General features: G+C 68.7%; 15 protein-coding genes. 8 read left to right on the top strand and 7 right to left on the bottom strand.

What is annotated here, in order from left to right:
* Nucleotides 1-2: 2 nt before the first annotated feature.
* Nucleotides 3-482: an Rpp14/Pop5 family protein gene (locus tag NGM10_RS14170; RefSeq protein ID WP_253479798.1), complete on the bottom strand. Its 480-nt coding sequence runs from the start codon at nt 480-482 to the stop codon at nt 3-5.
* A 116-nt stretch (nt 483-598) separates the two neighbouring features.
* Between NGM10_RS14170 and NGM10_RS14165 the strand changes: the two genes are divergently transcribed.
* Nucleotides 599-757: a ribbon-helix-helix protein, CopG family gene (locus tag NGM10_RS14165; protein WP_253479796.1), complete on the top strand. Its 159-nt coding sequence runs from the start codon at nt 599-601 to the stop codon at nt 755-757.
* Between the two features lie 4 nt (nt 758-761).
* Here NGM10_RS14165 and NGM10_RS14160 read toward each other — a convergent pair whose 3' ends face one another.
* Nucleotides 762-1,373, bottom strand: a complete 612-nt coding sequence (locus tag NGM10_RS14160) for a class I SAM-dependent methyltransferase (protein ID WP_253479793.1) — start codon at nt 1,371-1,373, stop codon at nt 762-764.
* Complete coding sequence (locus NGM10_RS14155; RefSeq protein ID WP_253479790.1) at nt 1,345-2,067, bottom strand: RNase P subunit p30 family protein; 723 nt, start codon at nt 2,065-2,067, stop codon at nt 1,345-1,347. Before NGM10_RS14155 ends, NGM10_RS14160 begins: the two co-directional genes overlap by 29 nt.
* 127 nt (nt 2,068-2,194) lie before the next feature.
* Between NGM10_RS14155 and NGM10_RS14150 the strand changes: the two genes are divergently transcribed.
* A complete protein-coding gene (locus tag NGM10_RS14150) occupies nt 2,195-2,686 on the top strand; it encodes a hypothetical protein (RefSeq protein ID WP_253479788.1) in 492 nt (163 codons plus the stop codon).
* 267 nt (nt 2,687-2,953) lie between these two features.
* On the opposite strand, the gene NGM10_RS14145 is transcribed toward NGM10_RS14150, so the two are convergent.
* A complete protein-coding gene (locus tag NGM10_RS14145) occupies nt 2,954-3,286 on the bottom strand; it encodes a ribbon-helix-helix protein (RefSeq protein WP_253483851.1) in 333 nt (110 codons plus the stop codon).
* A 139-nt stretch (nt 3,287-3,425) separates the two neighbouring features.
* Between NGM10_RS14145 and NGM10_RS14140 the strand changes: the two genes are divergently transcribed.
* From NGM10_RS14140 to NGM10_RS14120, 5 genes are all read left to right on the top strand, one after another.
* The gene (locus NGM10_RS14140; RefSeq protein WP_253479787.1) at nt 3,426-3,686 is read left to right on the top strand and encodes a YgaP family membrane protein; all 261 of its coding nucleotides are present in this window, start codon (nt 3,426-3,428) and stop codon (nt 3,684-3,686) included.
* 166 nt (nt 3,687-3,852) lie between these two features.
* Nucleotides 3,853-4,794, top strand: coding sequence for an HhH-GPD family protein (locus NGM10_RS14135; RefSeq protein WP_253479786.1), 942 nt, complete (start codon nt 3,853-3,855; stop codon nt 4,792-4,794).
* Between the two features lie 54 nt (nt 4,795-4,848).
* A complete protein-coding gene (locus NGM10_RS14130) occupies nt 4,849-5,460 on the top strand; it encodes a helix-turn-helix domain-containing protein (RefSeq protein ID WP_253479785.1) in 612 nt (203 codons plus the stop codon).
* A complete protein-coding gene (locus NGM10_RS14125; RefSeq protein ID WP_253479784.1) occupies nt 5,457-5,936 on the top strand; it encodes a toxin-antitoxin system TumE family protein in 480 nt (159 codons plus the stop codon). The genes NGM10_RS14130 and NGM10_RS14125 overlap by 4 nt, the downstream gene beginning before the upstream one ends.
* A 99-nt stretch (nt 5,937-6,035) precedes the next feature.
* On the top strand, nt 6,036-7,493 hold the full coding sequence (locus tag NGM10_RS14120; RefSeq protein ID WP_253479783.1) for a serpin family protein: 1,458 nt from the start codon (nt 6,036-6,038) through the stop codon (nt 7,491-7,493).
* A 139-nt stretch (nt 7,494-7,632) separates the two neighbouring features.
* Here the strand turns inward: NGM10_RS14120 and gdhB are convergent, their stop codons facing one another.
* The 3 genes from gdhB to NGM10_RS14105 all read right to left on the bottom strand — a co-directional run bounded on the left by gdhB (nt 7,633) and on the right by NGM10_RS14105 (nt 12,123).
* Nucleotides 7,633-8,922, bottom strand: coding sequence for a glutamate dehydrogenase GdhB (gene gdhB / locus NGM10_RS14115; RefSeq protein ID WP_253479782.1), 1,290 nt, complete (start codon nt 8,920-8,922; stop codon nt 7,633-7,635).
* A gap of 4 nt (nt 8,923-8,926) precedes the next feature.
* Nucleotides 8,927-9,076 carry a rubrerythrin-like domain-containing protein gene (locus NGM10_RS14110; RefSeq protein WP_253479781.1) on the bottom strand — a complete coding sequence of 50 codons (150 nt, stop codon included), beginning with the start codon at nt 9,074-9,076 and terminating at the stop codon, nt 8,927-8,929.
* Nucleotides 9,077-9,156: 80 nt separating this feature from the next.
* Entirely contained in the window at nt 9,157-12,123 is a 2,967-nt protein-coding gene (locus NGM10_RS14105; RefSeq protein ID WP_253479779.1) for a bacterio-opsin activator domain-containing protein, read from the bottom strand.
* A 137-nt stretch (nt 12,124-12,260) separates the two neighbouring features.
* On the opposite strand from NGM10_RS14105, the gene NGM10_RS14100 reads away from it, so the two are divergent.
* Nucleotides 12,261-12,848 (top strand): NADPH-dependent FMN reductase, encoded by a 588-nt coding sequence (locus tag NGM10_RS14100; RefSeq protein ID WP_253479777.1) that lies wholly within the window; start codon nt 12,261-12,263, stop codon nt 12,846-12,848.
* Nucleotides 12,849-12,997 lie beyond the last annotated feature (149 nt).

The raw sequence follows: 12,997 nt of genomic DNA, 5'->3' as shown, positions 1-12,997 counted from the left end.
TATCACTCGAAATCGAGTTCCGTCGCGCCCGCGAACGCGCCGTCGGTCGGCACGTCGAGGCGATTGCCTCGGACGACTGCCGACCGCTGAGCGTCCCCGAACACGACTTTTCTCTCGTCCCGAAATTCGGCCGCTCGTCGTAAATACTTTTCTTCACAGGCACGGACCGTACCGCTTATACCTGCGACGAACAGGCCCACGGGGTCGCGGTTAACCTCGTCGATGCAGGCAAGCGCCGCTCGCGCCTCCTCGGCGTGACCTCGGCGCGCTCGCACGATGGCCTCGCCGGTCCCCTCGGAGAAGTCGAATCGCAGGACCTTCAGGTCGGCGTCGGCGCTTCCCGCGTCGCCCAGCAGATTCTGGGCGGAGAACCAGACGCTGCGCTGGAAGTCCCGGCGGTCGAAGTCGGCGTCGGGCCACGCTTCGAGGACGACCGCGAGGTAGCGCCACCGGGGCTGGAGATGCTTCGGGAGGTGTTTCATGGGAGTCGTTGGCGAGGATTGGACGGCCCGGGGCTTGAATGGTGGGAAGTCCCGCGCTCGCGTCACACGACCGTCTGACGAACCTATATGTGTTCGCTGTTCGGAAGGTCTCGCAGATGCATCTGGACCACCTCGACATGGAGGAAATCACCATCGAACTCGGCGAGGAGGAACTCGAACGGCTGGACGACGTGGCGTTCGCGGAGTACCGGGACAACCGCGAGACCGCGATACGGGACATGCTGGACGAGTGGCTGAAGGAGCGCAAGGGGTGAGCCGCTACTCGGGACTCCGCTCGGCCACCAACACGCCCACCTGCTCGTGGACGCGCTCGACCGCGGTCAGCGAGAACCCGGCGTCCGTCATCACGTCGGCCAGATGGCCCACCGTCGAGGGGTCGTCGACCTCGGGGCTGTAGAAGGGTTCGTCAGGGTCCGGTTCGCCGAAGAACATCACGTCGCCGAGCACGAACCTCCGCGGCCCCAGCTCGGCGATTACCTCGATGGCTTCGCGCTTCTCCTCGTCGCTGAGGTGGTGCATCGCGAAGTTCGAGACGACGATGTCGGCCGACGCGACGTTCGGCTCTCGGAAACGGCCCTCGCCGAACTCGACGTTCTCGATGCCCTGCTCCGCCGCTTTCTCCCGGGCGCGCTCCATCATCCCCTCGCTGATGTCGCGGCCGACGACGCGCCCGGCGTCGTCGGCCAGTGCCAGCGCGATAGCTCCCGTGCCGGTCCCGAGGTCGACCACGGTGTCGTCCGAGTCGGGGTCGGCGTGCTCGACGACCAGCGACACGCAGGCGCGGTACTCCTCGGTGTCGTTCTGGCTGTCGTCGTACTCGCCCGCCACCTCGTCGAATCGGTCAGCGTGGTCCTGAAGGCTCTTCTTCATACCTGCCGCGTTCGACCCCCGGCGCTATGAAATCGTCGGACATGCGCTCGCGGTTGCGCTCGGCGAGTCGTCCCCACTCGCGCAGGCCCTCTCGAATCCCCTCGGCGGAGAACCCCACCGCCTCCCCCACCGCGGCGAGTTCGCGGGGCGCGCGCAACTGGAGGTGCGAGCGGGGGTTCGCGCTCACGACGTAGGGCGCGTCGTACTTCTCGACCAGCTCGCGGAGCTTTCGGAGGTCCTGCAGAGCCTGCACCCGCGGGCCGCCGTCGTCGCGGAGGACCCGCGAGAGGTCGAACTCCACGCGCACGTCGTGGTCGACCGCGGCCTTCGCCAGCACATGGTTGAAGTCCCCTCGCCCGCGCATGGGGTGGGCGAGCACGTCCACGCGGTCGGACTCGACCGCGAAGCGGTTGAGCGCGTTCGTCCCGCCGTGGATTCCCAGAATCGTACACTTTGGTCGGTAGTTGCCGACGTGACCGCTGGCCTGCTCGGGACCCTCCGCCCGTATCTCGACGCCCTCGACAACGTCCACGCCGTACTCGTCGGCGACCGTCTCGGCGTCGTAGTCGGCGAGCGCGTCGCTGTGGTTGCGCACGACCACGCCGTCGAAGCCGTAGTCGGCGGCGGTGGCGGCCGTGCGCGCGACGGTGCTGTCGGCGTCGGGGTGGGCGTGGACGCCCTCGTAGAGTTGCATGGACGAACGTCTCTCGTTCTGAGCATCTCCTCCGAACGGTTTCTATCTGTTCCTTTGCCGTACCAGATACTCACGCGTCTGATACTTTCGCCAAGAGTCCTTGTAGGATGACGAATGAAAGCGGGGCGTGACCGACCGCGACCCCACCGATAGCGACAACTGGTCCAACGACCGACTGGAGACGGCCTACAAGGAGTCTCGTGCCGTCCTTCAGGCCCAGCAACGAGCTATCGGCGACATCGACGACAAGGCGACCCGCGCAGTTCGGATATCCGTTCTCCTCCTGGGGGGTCTCATCTCTGCGTGGCGGTTCGCAGGCCCCGTATTCGACGCTTGGTTGGCTCTGTGGGGTGGAATTTCACTTTTCTTCTCCCTGCTATTCGGCGTCGCTACGTATCACGAATCGAAGCTGATACTCGGCCCTACCGAAGAGTATCTCGACGACCTCAACTATCGACCGGAGCGCCTCCGAAACGGTTGGGAAGCGGATATCGTCGACTCGTACAGCGGTTTCATCGAGGCGAACGCGGGGGACATCGAATTCAACGCAGACCTCCTCGGACAGCAGGTCTTCCTTCTCGAAGGACTGTTGTTGTTCGGACTCGCTATCGTATTTTAACCCCGAAACGTTTTATCAGATACCGGCCAAGTGATGCGATATGAGCCGACAGTCGCGGGCCGAACTGGAGCGAAAAGGCCAGCGGAGCAACAAAGGTGCCGCGCTCCTCACGAAGTTGTTCCGACGCAATACGAGCGATTCCGACGACGAACAGTAGTTCTCGCTACCGAGTCGAAACACGATTCCCTCCATGTAGGTAGTGCTCGGTGTGCCCTGTGGGAGTATCCCGGAATTCAACGAGGACCACTTCGACGGGGGGATCGGCTTCTAGAACTGATACCGTCGGTCGTCGTTCTGCTGGGCCTGCGGGAACTGCTGGCCGCCGCCGGTCATCTCCTCGTAGGTCATCCCCGAGAGGAATTCGTCGTAGGTCGCGTCGAACTCGCTGCGGAGGTGGAAGTCGAGGTTCCCGGTCTCGACCGCAGTCTGGAACAGCATGTGGACCGCCCGCCGGAGGAGTTCGTCGGTCCCGTCGGGGTCGAACGCGGCGTTGAGCATCGCGAGTTCGTTGCGCGTCTCGCGGTCGAGGCTCACTGCGAGTTCGTCGCCGAGGTCGGCGTACTCGGCCTCGACCTCGTCCTGTAGGTCGTCGAGACTCATGCCCGAACCGTCGGGCGCGGGCGGGAAACCCCTTTCGACCCGGCGCGTCGCGCCCGCCGCGGCGGGCGCGACGCGCCGACCCACCGGAACCCACCCGCCACGAATCTTCAAGTACTCGGGCGTGGTCCCTTGGGATACCATGAAACCGAACGTCGGCGGGTCCGACGAGGAGTTCCGCGTCTCGGTCGGGCCGCTCCTGCTGTTGGTCGCGGCCGCGTCGAACCGAGGGCTGATTCGGCTCCACCCCGCGCTCGAAGCGGCCGCGGCCGCTGTCGGCGCGATACTCACCGTCACCGGACTGACGCGGCGGTGTCCCGCGAACACCGCGCTCGGCCGGGACACGTCCGACTCGGGGCTGTCCGAGGAGGCCCGAACCGCCCGCGAGCGGGCGGTTCAGTGACTGCGAACGGCCGGAACCGACCGGAGCGCGAACGACTCGAAGCGCGAACGACTCGAAGCGAGAACGACCGGAACGCGAACGACCGAGACCGGGCCGCCGCGTCGGCGCGCCGACGCGGCGGCCCGAACCACGCTTCCTTTATCCGGGCCGTCCCTACCCAGCGCCGATGAGCGACGGACCCGAGACCGACTGGTCGCTACCCGACGACCTCCCGGCGGTCCGCGAGGCCCTGACCTCGTGGTACGCCGAGGACCACCGGTCGTTCCCGTGGCGCGAGACCGCCGACGCCTACGAGATTCTGGTCTCGGAGGTCATGAGCCAGCAGACCCAGCTCGGCAGGGTCGTCGAGGCCTGGGAGGCCTTTCTGGACGAGTGGCCCGCGCCCGAGGCCCTCGCGGCGGCCGACCGCGCCGACGTGGTCGGCTTCTGGACGAGCCACAGCCTCGGCTACAACAACCGCGCGAAGTACCTCCACGAGGCCGCCGAGCAGGTCGTCGAGGAGTACGACGGCGAGTTCCCCGAGACGCCCGACGAGCTACAGAATCTGATGGGCGTCGGCCCCTACACCGCCAACGCGGTCGCCTCCTTCGCGTTCGACAACGGCGACGCCGTGGTCGACACCAACGTCAAGCGCGTGCTCCACCGCGCCTTCGACGTTCCCGACGACGATTCGGCGTTCGAGGCCGCCGCGAACGACCTCATGCCCGACGGCGAGTCCAGAATCTGGAACAACGCCATCATGGAACTCGGGGGCGTCGCCTGCGAGCAGTCGCCCAAGTGCGACTCGGCGGGGTGTCCGTGGCGCGAGTGGTGTCACGCCTACGAGACCGGCGACTTCACCGCGCCCGACGTGCCGACTCAGCCGAGTTTCGAGGGCAGCAGGCGGCAGTTCCGGGGGCGCGTGATTGCGACCCTGAAGGAGTACGACGAACTCCCGCTGTCGAAGCTCGGGCCGCGCGTCCGGGTTGACTACGCTCCCGAGGGCGAGTACGGCAGGGAGTGGCTCCGCGGGATTCTGGACGACCTCGAACGCGACGGACTGGTGGAGGTCGTCGAGAACGAGACGGACGCGAACGGCGGCGAGGCGGTCGCGCGACTCCGAAAGTAGCCCAGAATGCTCACCCACAGATTATTATGCTGACTTCGCGTACCGTCGCGTACGATGACCGACGACACGCCCTCGTCGCGTCGCTCGACTCCCGACGGCGGGAGCGAACCGCGTGACGTGAACGAGGCCGTCGCGGAGGAGTGGGTCGAGGAGACCACGCCGTTCGAACGCGTCTACGAGATAGTCCATCGGACCTACGAGCCCGAATCGGCCGACCGCATCGCCGACCGCGCTCGCGTGTCGGCGACCACGGCGCGAAAGCACCTGCGGACGCTCGTCGACTCGGGCGAGGTCGCGACGACCGAGGACGGGGCGACGACCCGCTACCGCCGGTCGGAGACCGCCATCGTCACCGAACACGCCCAATCGCTCCTCTCGGAGCTCACGCCCGAGGAGATCGCGTCCGGAATCGCCGACATGAAGGCCTCTATCCGGGAGTGGCGCGAGGAGTACGGCGTCGAGTCGCCCGAGGAGTTCGCCCGCGAACTCGACGTTGCCGACGCCGACGACGAACGCGGGGCGGTTCTGACCGAGTGGCAGACGACGCGGCGGAACCTCGCGCTCGCGCAGGCGGCGGTCGCCATCAGCGACGCCCACCAGAGCGGCCACCTCACCGGCACGGATACGGACGACGACGGGAACGGGGACACCTCCGTCGTGGTATGACCGAGGACGAAGACACCCGGCGCGGCCGGTCGAGCGAGAATCCGGAGGTGTTCGGTCCCATCGACGCCGGGGCGTTGCGTGAGATTCGAGACCTCGCCGCCGAGGCGGAACCGCTGGTCGAGGCGGCGTCGCTGGACGACTCTCTGAACCCCCAGACGCTCTCCATCGAGCTTGCGGACGGCGTCGGCGACGCGTCGGCCGCCCGGTTGGACGTGCGCTGGAGTCTGACCGGCAACTACGCCGTTCACTACACAGACGACCGGGGCAGGGACTTCCGGTTCGACCGCCACCCGAAGCCCGACGCGCCGACTCGGCACTTCCATCCGCCGCCGGACGCCCCGAGTCGCCCCGTCGAACAGTCGTGCATCACCGTCTCCGAGGTCGGCCTCGTCACGCGAGCGGCGCTCCAGCGATGGCGGTACGCCTACGAAAACGGGACGTTCGAGGGCGTCAACGACGCCGAGAACCCGCCGTAACGCAGTGCGATACTTCCGGTCGAGCGCCCCGGGCCGATAGCTGAAACGCGCGCTTCACCCTACAGAAGACGTTTACAATCCCGCGTCGATTTCCGACCCATGACCCTCCGACGACGCGAGACGCTCGCGCTGACCGGCGCGTTCCTCGCCGGTCTCGCGGGTTGCGCGGGAAGCGACCCCGGCACCGGAACCGACGACCCGACCACCGGCGAGACCACGACCACCGAACCGACGACCACCGAAACCACGACCGAGGAGACGACCGAAGGAGACGAAACGACCACCGAGGAGGACCCCGATTTCGAGGACCTCGACGCGCCGCCGTTCCCCGAGATAGACCCGACGACCGACCCCGAAATCGCGGAGGACCTGCTGGCCGACCAGATACGGGGCAACGTCGGGTTCGCGCTCGACCTGCTCGCGGTCCTGCGCGAGCGCGAGGGCGGGACCCTCTTCGCCTCGCCGTACAGCGTCTCGGTCGCGCTGGCGATGACCTACGCTGGCGCTCGCGGCGGGACCGCCGACGAGATGGCCGACGCGCTCCGATACGTCCTCGACGGCGAGAATCTCCACGCCGCGTTCGGGTCGCTGGAGGCGGAGTTCGAGCGACGCAACGAGGACGGGCAGGAGGCGAGCGGGCCGACCGGGACCGAGGACGAAGACGAGGACGCGGGTCCGGCGTTCGAGCTCTCGACCGCGAACGCGGTGTGGGGTCAGGACGGCTACCCCTTCCGCGAGGACTTCCTCGACCTGCTGGAGGCCTACTACGGCGCGGGGACGAACCTCGTGGACTTCGCGGGCGACCCCGAGGCCGCCCGCGAGGAGATAAACGACTGGGTGGCCGAGCGGACCGACGACCGCATCGAGGACCTGCTTCCCCGGAAATCCGTCGACGAAACCACCCGGCTCGTGCTGACGAACGCGGTCTACTTCGGCGCGCGCTGGAAGTTCCCATTCGACGAGGACGCCACCGAGCCCCGGGAGTTCACCGCGCTCGACGGGACGACCGCGGAGGTGTCGATGATGACCCACTCCGACTCCATCAAGTTCCAGCACGCCGAAATCGAGGGCCACCACTTCGTCGAACTCCCCTATGCCAACGGCGAGACCAGCATGGTGGTCGTCGTGCCCGCAGAAGGCGAGTTCGAGGCGTTCGAGGAGGCGTTCACGGTCGACCGACTCGCGATCATGCTCGACGAAGCCAGCACCGCGCTGGTCAACCTCACGTTCCCCAAGTTCGGCATCGAGTCGGAGTTCAGCCTCGTCGAGGCGATGGAGGACCTCGGGATGGAGGAGGCGTTCGGTCCCGGCGCCGACTTCTCTGGCATGGCCGAGGGCGGGGAGCTGTTCGTCGACGACATCCGGCACAAGAGCTTCGTGGAGGTCGACGAACTCGGCACCGAGGCCGCGGCCGCGACCGCGGTGATCATGACCGAGAGCGCGCCACCCCGGGAGGTCGACCTGACGGTCGACAGACCGTTCCTGTTCTACATCCGCGACGAGCCGACCGAGACGCCGCTGTTCGTCGGGCGCGTGACGGAGATTCCCGAAGAATGACGGACCGCACTGCCCGCCCCTGACCCGGCGCATCGTCCGAACGTCCGTGCAAGCAAACCCTAAGAGCGAGTCGAACGCGATGCGCCCGCCGTGTACGGAGTTCGACTCGCGGGACCGATTCCGGCTACGGGGTGTCAGTTCAGGGCCAGAGCCCTCTGGCGGCCTTCGCGGAACCGACCCGTTCGAGCGCGACGACGTAGGCGGCGTCGCGCCACGCGAGACCCCGGGCCTCGACCTCGGCGCGCACGTCGTCCCACGCCGACAGCATCATCGATTCGAGTTCCTCGTTGACGCGTTCGAGCGGCCACTGCCTGCGGTTTATGTCCTGCAGCCACTCGAAGTACGAGACGGTGACCCCGCCCGCGTTCGCGAGGATGTCCGGAATCACCGGCACGTCGCGCTCGTCGAGGACGGCGTCGGCGGCCGAGGTGGTCGGACCGTTCGCTCCCTCGACCACGACGTCGGCCTCGACGTCGTTCGCGTTGTCGGCGGTGATGACGTTGCCGAGCGCGGCCGGAATCAGCACGTCGACGTCGAGTTCGAGCAGTTCCTCGTTGGTGAGCGTGTTCGGCGCGTCGTAGGTCATGACGGCCTCGGGTTCCTCCTCGTGGGAGGGAATGGCGTGGGTGTCGAGGCCGGTCGTGTCGTAGGCCGCGCCGTTCACGTCGCTGACCGCGACCACGTTCGCTCCCCAGTCGTCGAGCAGGCGCGCGGCGTTCGCCCCGACGCTCCCGAACCCCTGTACCGCGACGGTGGCGTCCTCGACCGCCCTGTCGTAGTACCGGAGGGCCTCGCGGGCGACGATGGCGACCGACCGGCCCGGGGCCTCCTCGCGGCCCTCGCTCCCGCCGATGACGGGGGGTTTGCCCGTGACGACGCCGGGGGTCGTCTCGCCCTCCTGCATCGAGTAGGCGTCCATGAACCACGCCATCGTCTGGGCGTCGGTCCCCATGTCGGGCGCGGGGATGTCGCGCTTGGGACCGATGGTGTCGCGTATCTCCTCGGCGAACCGGCGGGTGAGCCGCTCCTTCTCGGCGGTGCTGAGGTCCTTGGGGTCGACGACGACCCCGCCTTTCCCGCCCCCGAACGGCAGGTCCATCACCGCGCACTTCCACGTCATCCACATCGACAGCCCCACGCACTCCTCGGCGGTGACCTCCGGATGGAAGCGCAGGCCGCCCTTGTAGGGGCCCCGAACGTCGTCGTGCTGGGCGCGGTAGCCGGTGTACACTTCGACGCTCCCGTCGTCGCGTTCGAGCGGCACGCCGACCTCGACCACCCGGGTCGGGTGCTTGAGCCGCTCGATGACGCCGTCGTCGACGTCGACGTGCGGGGCCGCCTCCGAGAGCTGTCGGAGCGCGGTTTCGAGCGCAGACTCGGTCTCGGCGTACTCGTCGGTCTCGCCGTCGTCGAGCGTGTTGGTCGCCATGGCGTTACTCGTAGGGCATCCCGCGGTTCCGCATCGCGGTTCCGCACTCGGGGCACTCGCCCGGGTGGGTGGCGGCGCGCAGGGTCTCGCTACACCCCAGACACTCGTACTCGTAGTCGGCGTCGGGGTCGTACTCGGCGTCTCTGAGACTCATTCGGTAAAAATTGCATGGGGACGCGTCCTCATGGAATGGATTGTTGAATAGTAAACCCCGTAACCGGAGACCACGGGTTACTATTCAACGTGGGTGGGACGCGCGCGGCCCTCGAACAGCGACGCGAACAGCTTCCGCTGGATTCGCCGGACGTGGTCGTAGAACGCGGTGTGAGAGATGTCGAGCATCGCGGCCACGTCGCGGCCGGTCACGTCGCGCTGGGAGTCGAAGAACCCGGTGTGGTAGGCCATCCGGGCGACTTCGAGCTGGCGCTCGGTCAGGTCGTCGAGGAACCGGCCCGGCCGACCCCGGGTGTCGAGCGCCCGGGTCCGCTCGCGCTGGGCGACGGGTTCGGCGGCGTCGTAGGTGTTCGAGACCACCTCGTCTATCGACCGGGTCGTGACCGAGTCGGGCACGTCCACCGCGAGCGTGATTCCCTCGGGGGTCGCCCGCAGGCGGCGGACGACCGCCCCGTGGTCGGCGATGGCCGCGGTGACGAAGTCCTCGCTCGTCTGGAGGCCGACGATGCCGCCTTCGTCGGTCGCGCGGATCGGCTCGGCGTCCTCGACGCCGACGAACCCCTCGGCGGTCTCGACGGCGCGGTCGAGGGCGACGCCCTCGACCGCGGCGAAGACCAGCGTCGTCCCGTCCTCGCGGGCCACGTCACCCTCGACCTCGACCGCGCCGCCCGTCTCGTCGGCGAGCCGGGAGCAGAGCGCGCTCGGGTCCGAGATGCGGTATTCGAGTTCGACGACGGTGTCGCTGTCGAGGGCCTCCTTGCGCTGGACCGCGTTGATGGCCGAGGCGACGGTGTCGCCCAGTTCTCCCAGCACCGATTCGACCATCTCGTCGAAGGCGTCGGGGCTGTCGGCGTAGACGGTCAGCGTCCCGAGCAGGACGTCGTCGTAGACGAGCGGAATCGCCAGCACCGACTGGAGGTCTCGGGCCACCGCCTCCTTGCACCACCGGCCCGTCCGGAGGTGGTCGGCGACGTTCGAGACGAGTACCGGCTCGCGGTCGTCGGCCGCCCGGACGCTGGGCTCGCGAGACGGTGGGGACGCGGCATCCGCCGCGTCCCCACCGTCGGCGTCGAATCCCAGCGGAACGCCGTCGAGGTAGCCCCGCTCGTCGCCCGCCCACGCCCGCGGCTGGAGCGTCCGTCTCAGGGGCGTGGTGTCGCCGATCCACGCGAACGCGAACCGGTCGTCGGCGACCAGCCGCTCGCAGACCGCGGTCTCTATCTCCTCGCGGGACTCCGCGCCGACCAGCGCCTGGTCGATCTCGCGGATGAACTCGTTGATCCGATTGAGCTGGGAGAGTCGGCGGTTCTGGCGCTGGAGCGTCCGGTCGCGCTCCCGGAGTTCGGTCTCGCGCTCGACCCGGTCGAGTGCCGCCTCGGTCGTGGCGGCCACCAGTTCCGCCACCTCCTCGCCGATGGCGTCGAAGGCGTCGCCATCGGTCGCGGCCGCCACGAAGACGCCGTGGTCGCCAAGCGGGACAGCGACGTAGTCGCCCGGCAACGCGAGGAGCGTTCCGTTTTCCTCCTCCGGTCTACCGCCCGGCGTCCGCGTCTCCTCGTCGATGAACGCGCGGGCCACCACGGTGTCGCGGCCGAGCCGCAGGTCGGGCAGCGACCCGCCGGTCGAAGCCAGGTCGGCGAACTCCTCGGACGCCGCGGTCGGGGTCAGGACGTTCGCCTCGCGGTCGAACCGGTAGACCGCCGCGGCGGCCGACGGGAGGATGGCGGTCGCGTCCGAGACGACCCGGTCGGCGATGTCGTCCTTGGTCTCGGCGTAGAGCAGACCTCGGCTGGTCCGGTGGAGCTGGGTCAGCGCCTGCTCGCGCTGCTTGCGCGTGGTGATGTCCCGACAGCTGTAGAGGGTCGTTCCGCCCTGAATAGAGACCCGCCGAACGTTGACCAGCAGGGTGTGCTCGCGGCCCTCCTCGTCGGTCGCGGCGCATTCGAGGTTGGTGAGAACGCCCTCGGATTCGAGGCGCTCGCGGTCGAAGAGGTCCTCGCCCAGCAGGGCGTCGATGGTCCCCATCTCGTGTATCTCCTCGGCGGTGTAGCCGAAGATGAAGTGGACGTTCGGGCAGACGTAGGTGAACTCGCCGTCGTCGTCGGTGACCAGCACGGTGTCGGTCATGTTGTTCAGCGTCACCCGGTGGAGCTCCTCGGAGTCGCGGAGCTCCTGCTCCAGTCGGACGCGTTCGGCGACCTCTCGGCCCTCGACGACGAGGCGGTCGACCGCCTCGTCGTCGTTCGGTGAGACCGGAGAGCGAGAGGGAGACGACGACTCGGGGTCGCCGGGCGACCCCGAGTCGCCCGCGACCGGCCGGGCGGAGAACTCGAATCGGGTGTCGCCCGCATCGCCCGAGAGGGCCGCCTCGAAGTCGGCGTACTCGCCCTCCCGGGCGCGCCGGAGCGCCCGCTGGACCGCCCGCCGAGAGTCGTCGGCGTCGCTCCACGGCAGGCCCCAGAAGCGCTTCCCGAGGACGGCGTCGGCCTCGGCGTCGAGATAGCCGAGCGCGGCGTCGTTGACGCGCTCGACGGTGCCGTCGGCGTCGAGGACCGCCGCGAACTCGTCGGGCGTCGAGACGACCGCCTCGAACCCGTCGGCCTTCTCGCGGCGTCGGCGGCGCTCGCTCGCCCGCCGGACCGCCCGTCGACACCGTCTCCGAAGCTCACCGGGGTCGGCGCTCGCTGAGAGGTAGTCGTCGACGCCCGCTCCGAGCGCGTCGCTGGCGAGCGATTCGCTCCCGTCTGCCGGGACCAGCAGGAAGGGCGCGGAGACGCCCCGCGAGCCCAGGTCGGCCAGCAGTTCGAGGCCGGTTCCCGGGTCGAGGTCCTGCGCGCTGACGACGCAGTCGGTCGCGGCGTCGAGTTCGGTCGCCGCCGCCATCGCTCGCTCGGGCGTCCCGACCGCTCGCACCGAGAACGCCGCCGACGCTTCGAACGCCGGGCCGACCCGCTCGCGCCACGCGGTCGGCCCGACGAGGAGGACCGAGACGTCGGCGGCCGTTCGAGGTGACCGAGTCGTGTCCATCGTCGGTGGAGTAGTGGGCGGGCCGATAAGTGTCCGTCGTCCGCGTCCGAATCGGTTCGTCCTCCGCGAGCGCGGACGCCGTCCCCGCCGCGGGCGCGGAAGCCAGCTATTTGTGAATCGGCCTCCCACCCACCGGTATGGCGAACGGACCACGTATCGCGGCCGTCTGCGGGAGCCTGCGAGACGACAGCGTCACCCGAGTCGCGCTGGAGCGCGCACTGGATGGCGTCGAGAACGCGGGCGGGGAGGGCGACCTCCTCGACCTCCGGGACTACGACCTGCCCGCGTTCGACCCCGACGTGGACGACGAGGACGCTGGCGACGCGGCCGCGTTCGCCCGAGACGTGCGCGAGGCCGACGCCGTCATCCTCGGGACCCCGATGTACCACGGGTCGTACTCCTCGAACCTCAAGACCGCGCTCGACTACTGCGGTTTCGACGAGTTCGAGCACAAGACCGTCGGCCTGCTCGCGGTGTCGGGCGGGAAGTTCCCAATCACCGCGCTCGAACACCTCCGGTCGGTCTGCCGGGCGCTCGACGCGTGGGTCCTGCCAGATCAGGCCGCGGTCCCGCGGTCGCACTCGGCGGTCCGGGACGGCGAGTTCACCGACGAGGACCTCGAAGAGCGCGTGGTCCGACTCGGCGAGGAGATGGTGAACTACGCGAAAATCGAGCCCTCCCCGCCCACGATGGAGAGCGAGGAGAACGTCGGCGCGGTGGAGTGACCGAGAACGTCGGCGCGGTGGAGTGACCGAGAACGCCGACGCGGTGGAGTGACCGAGAACGCCGACGCGGTGGAGTGACCGAGAACGTCGGCGCGAGCCGACCGACGAGCGCGGTCGGGCGCGCCTCGCTCGCGAGGCGCGCCCGACCG

The sequence above is a fragment of the Halorussus salilacus genome (assembly GCF_024138125.1).
Classification (GTDB): domain Archaea; phylum Halobacteriota; class Halobacteria; order Halobacteriales; family Haladaptataceae; genus Halorussus; species Halorussus salilacus.
Note: the sequence above shows the minus strand (reverse complement) of the source record. Positions and strands in the feature narration are given on the sequence as shown.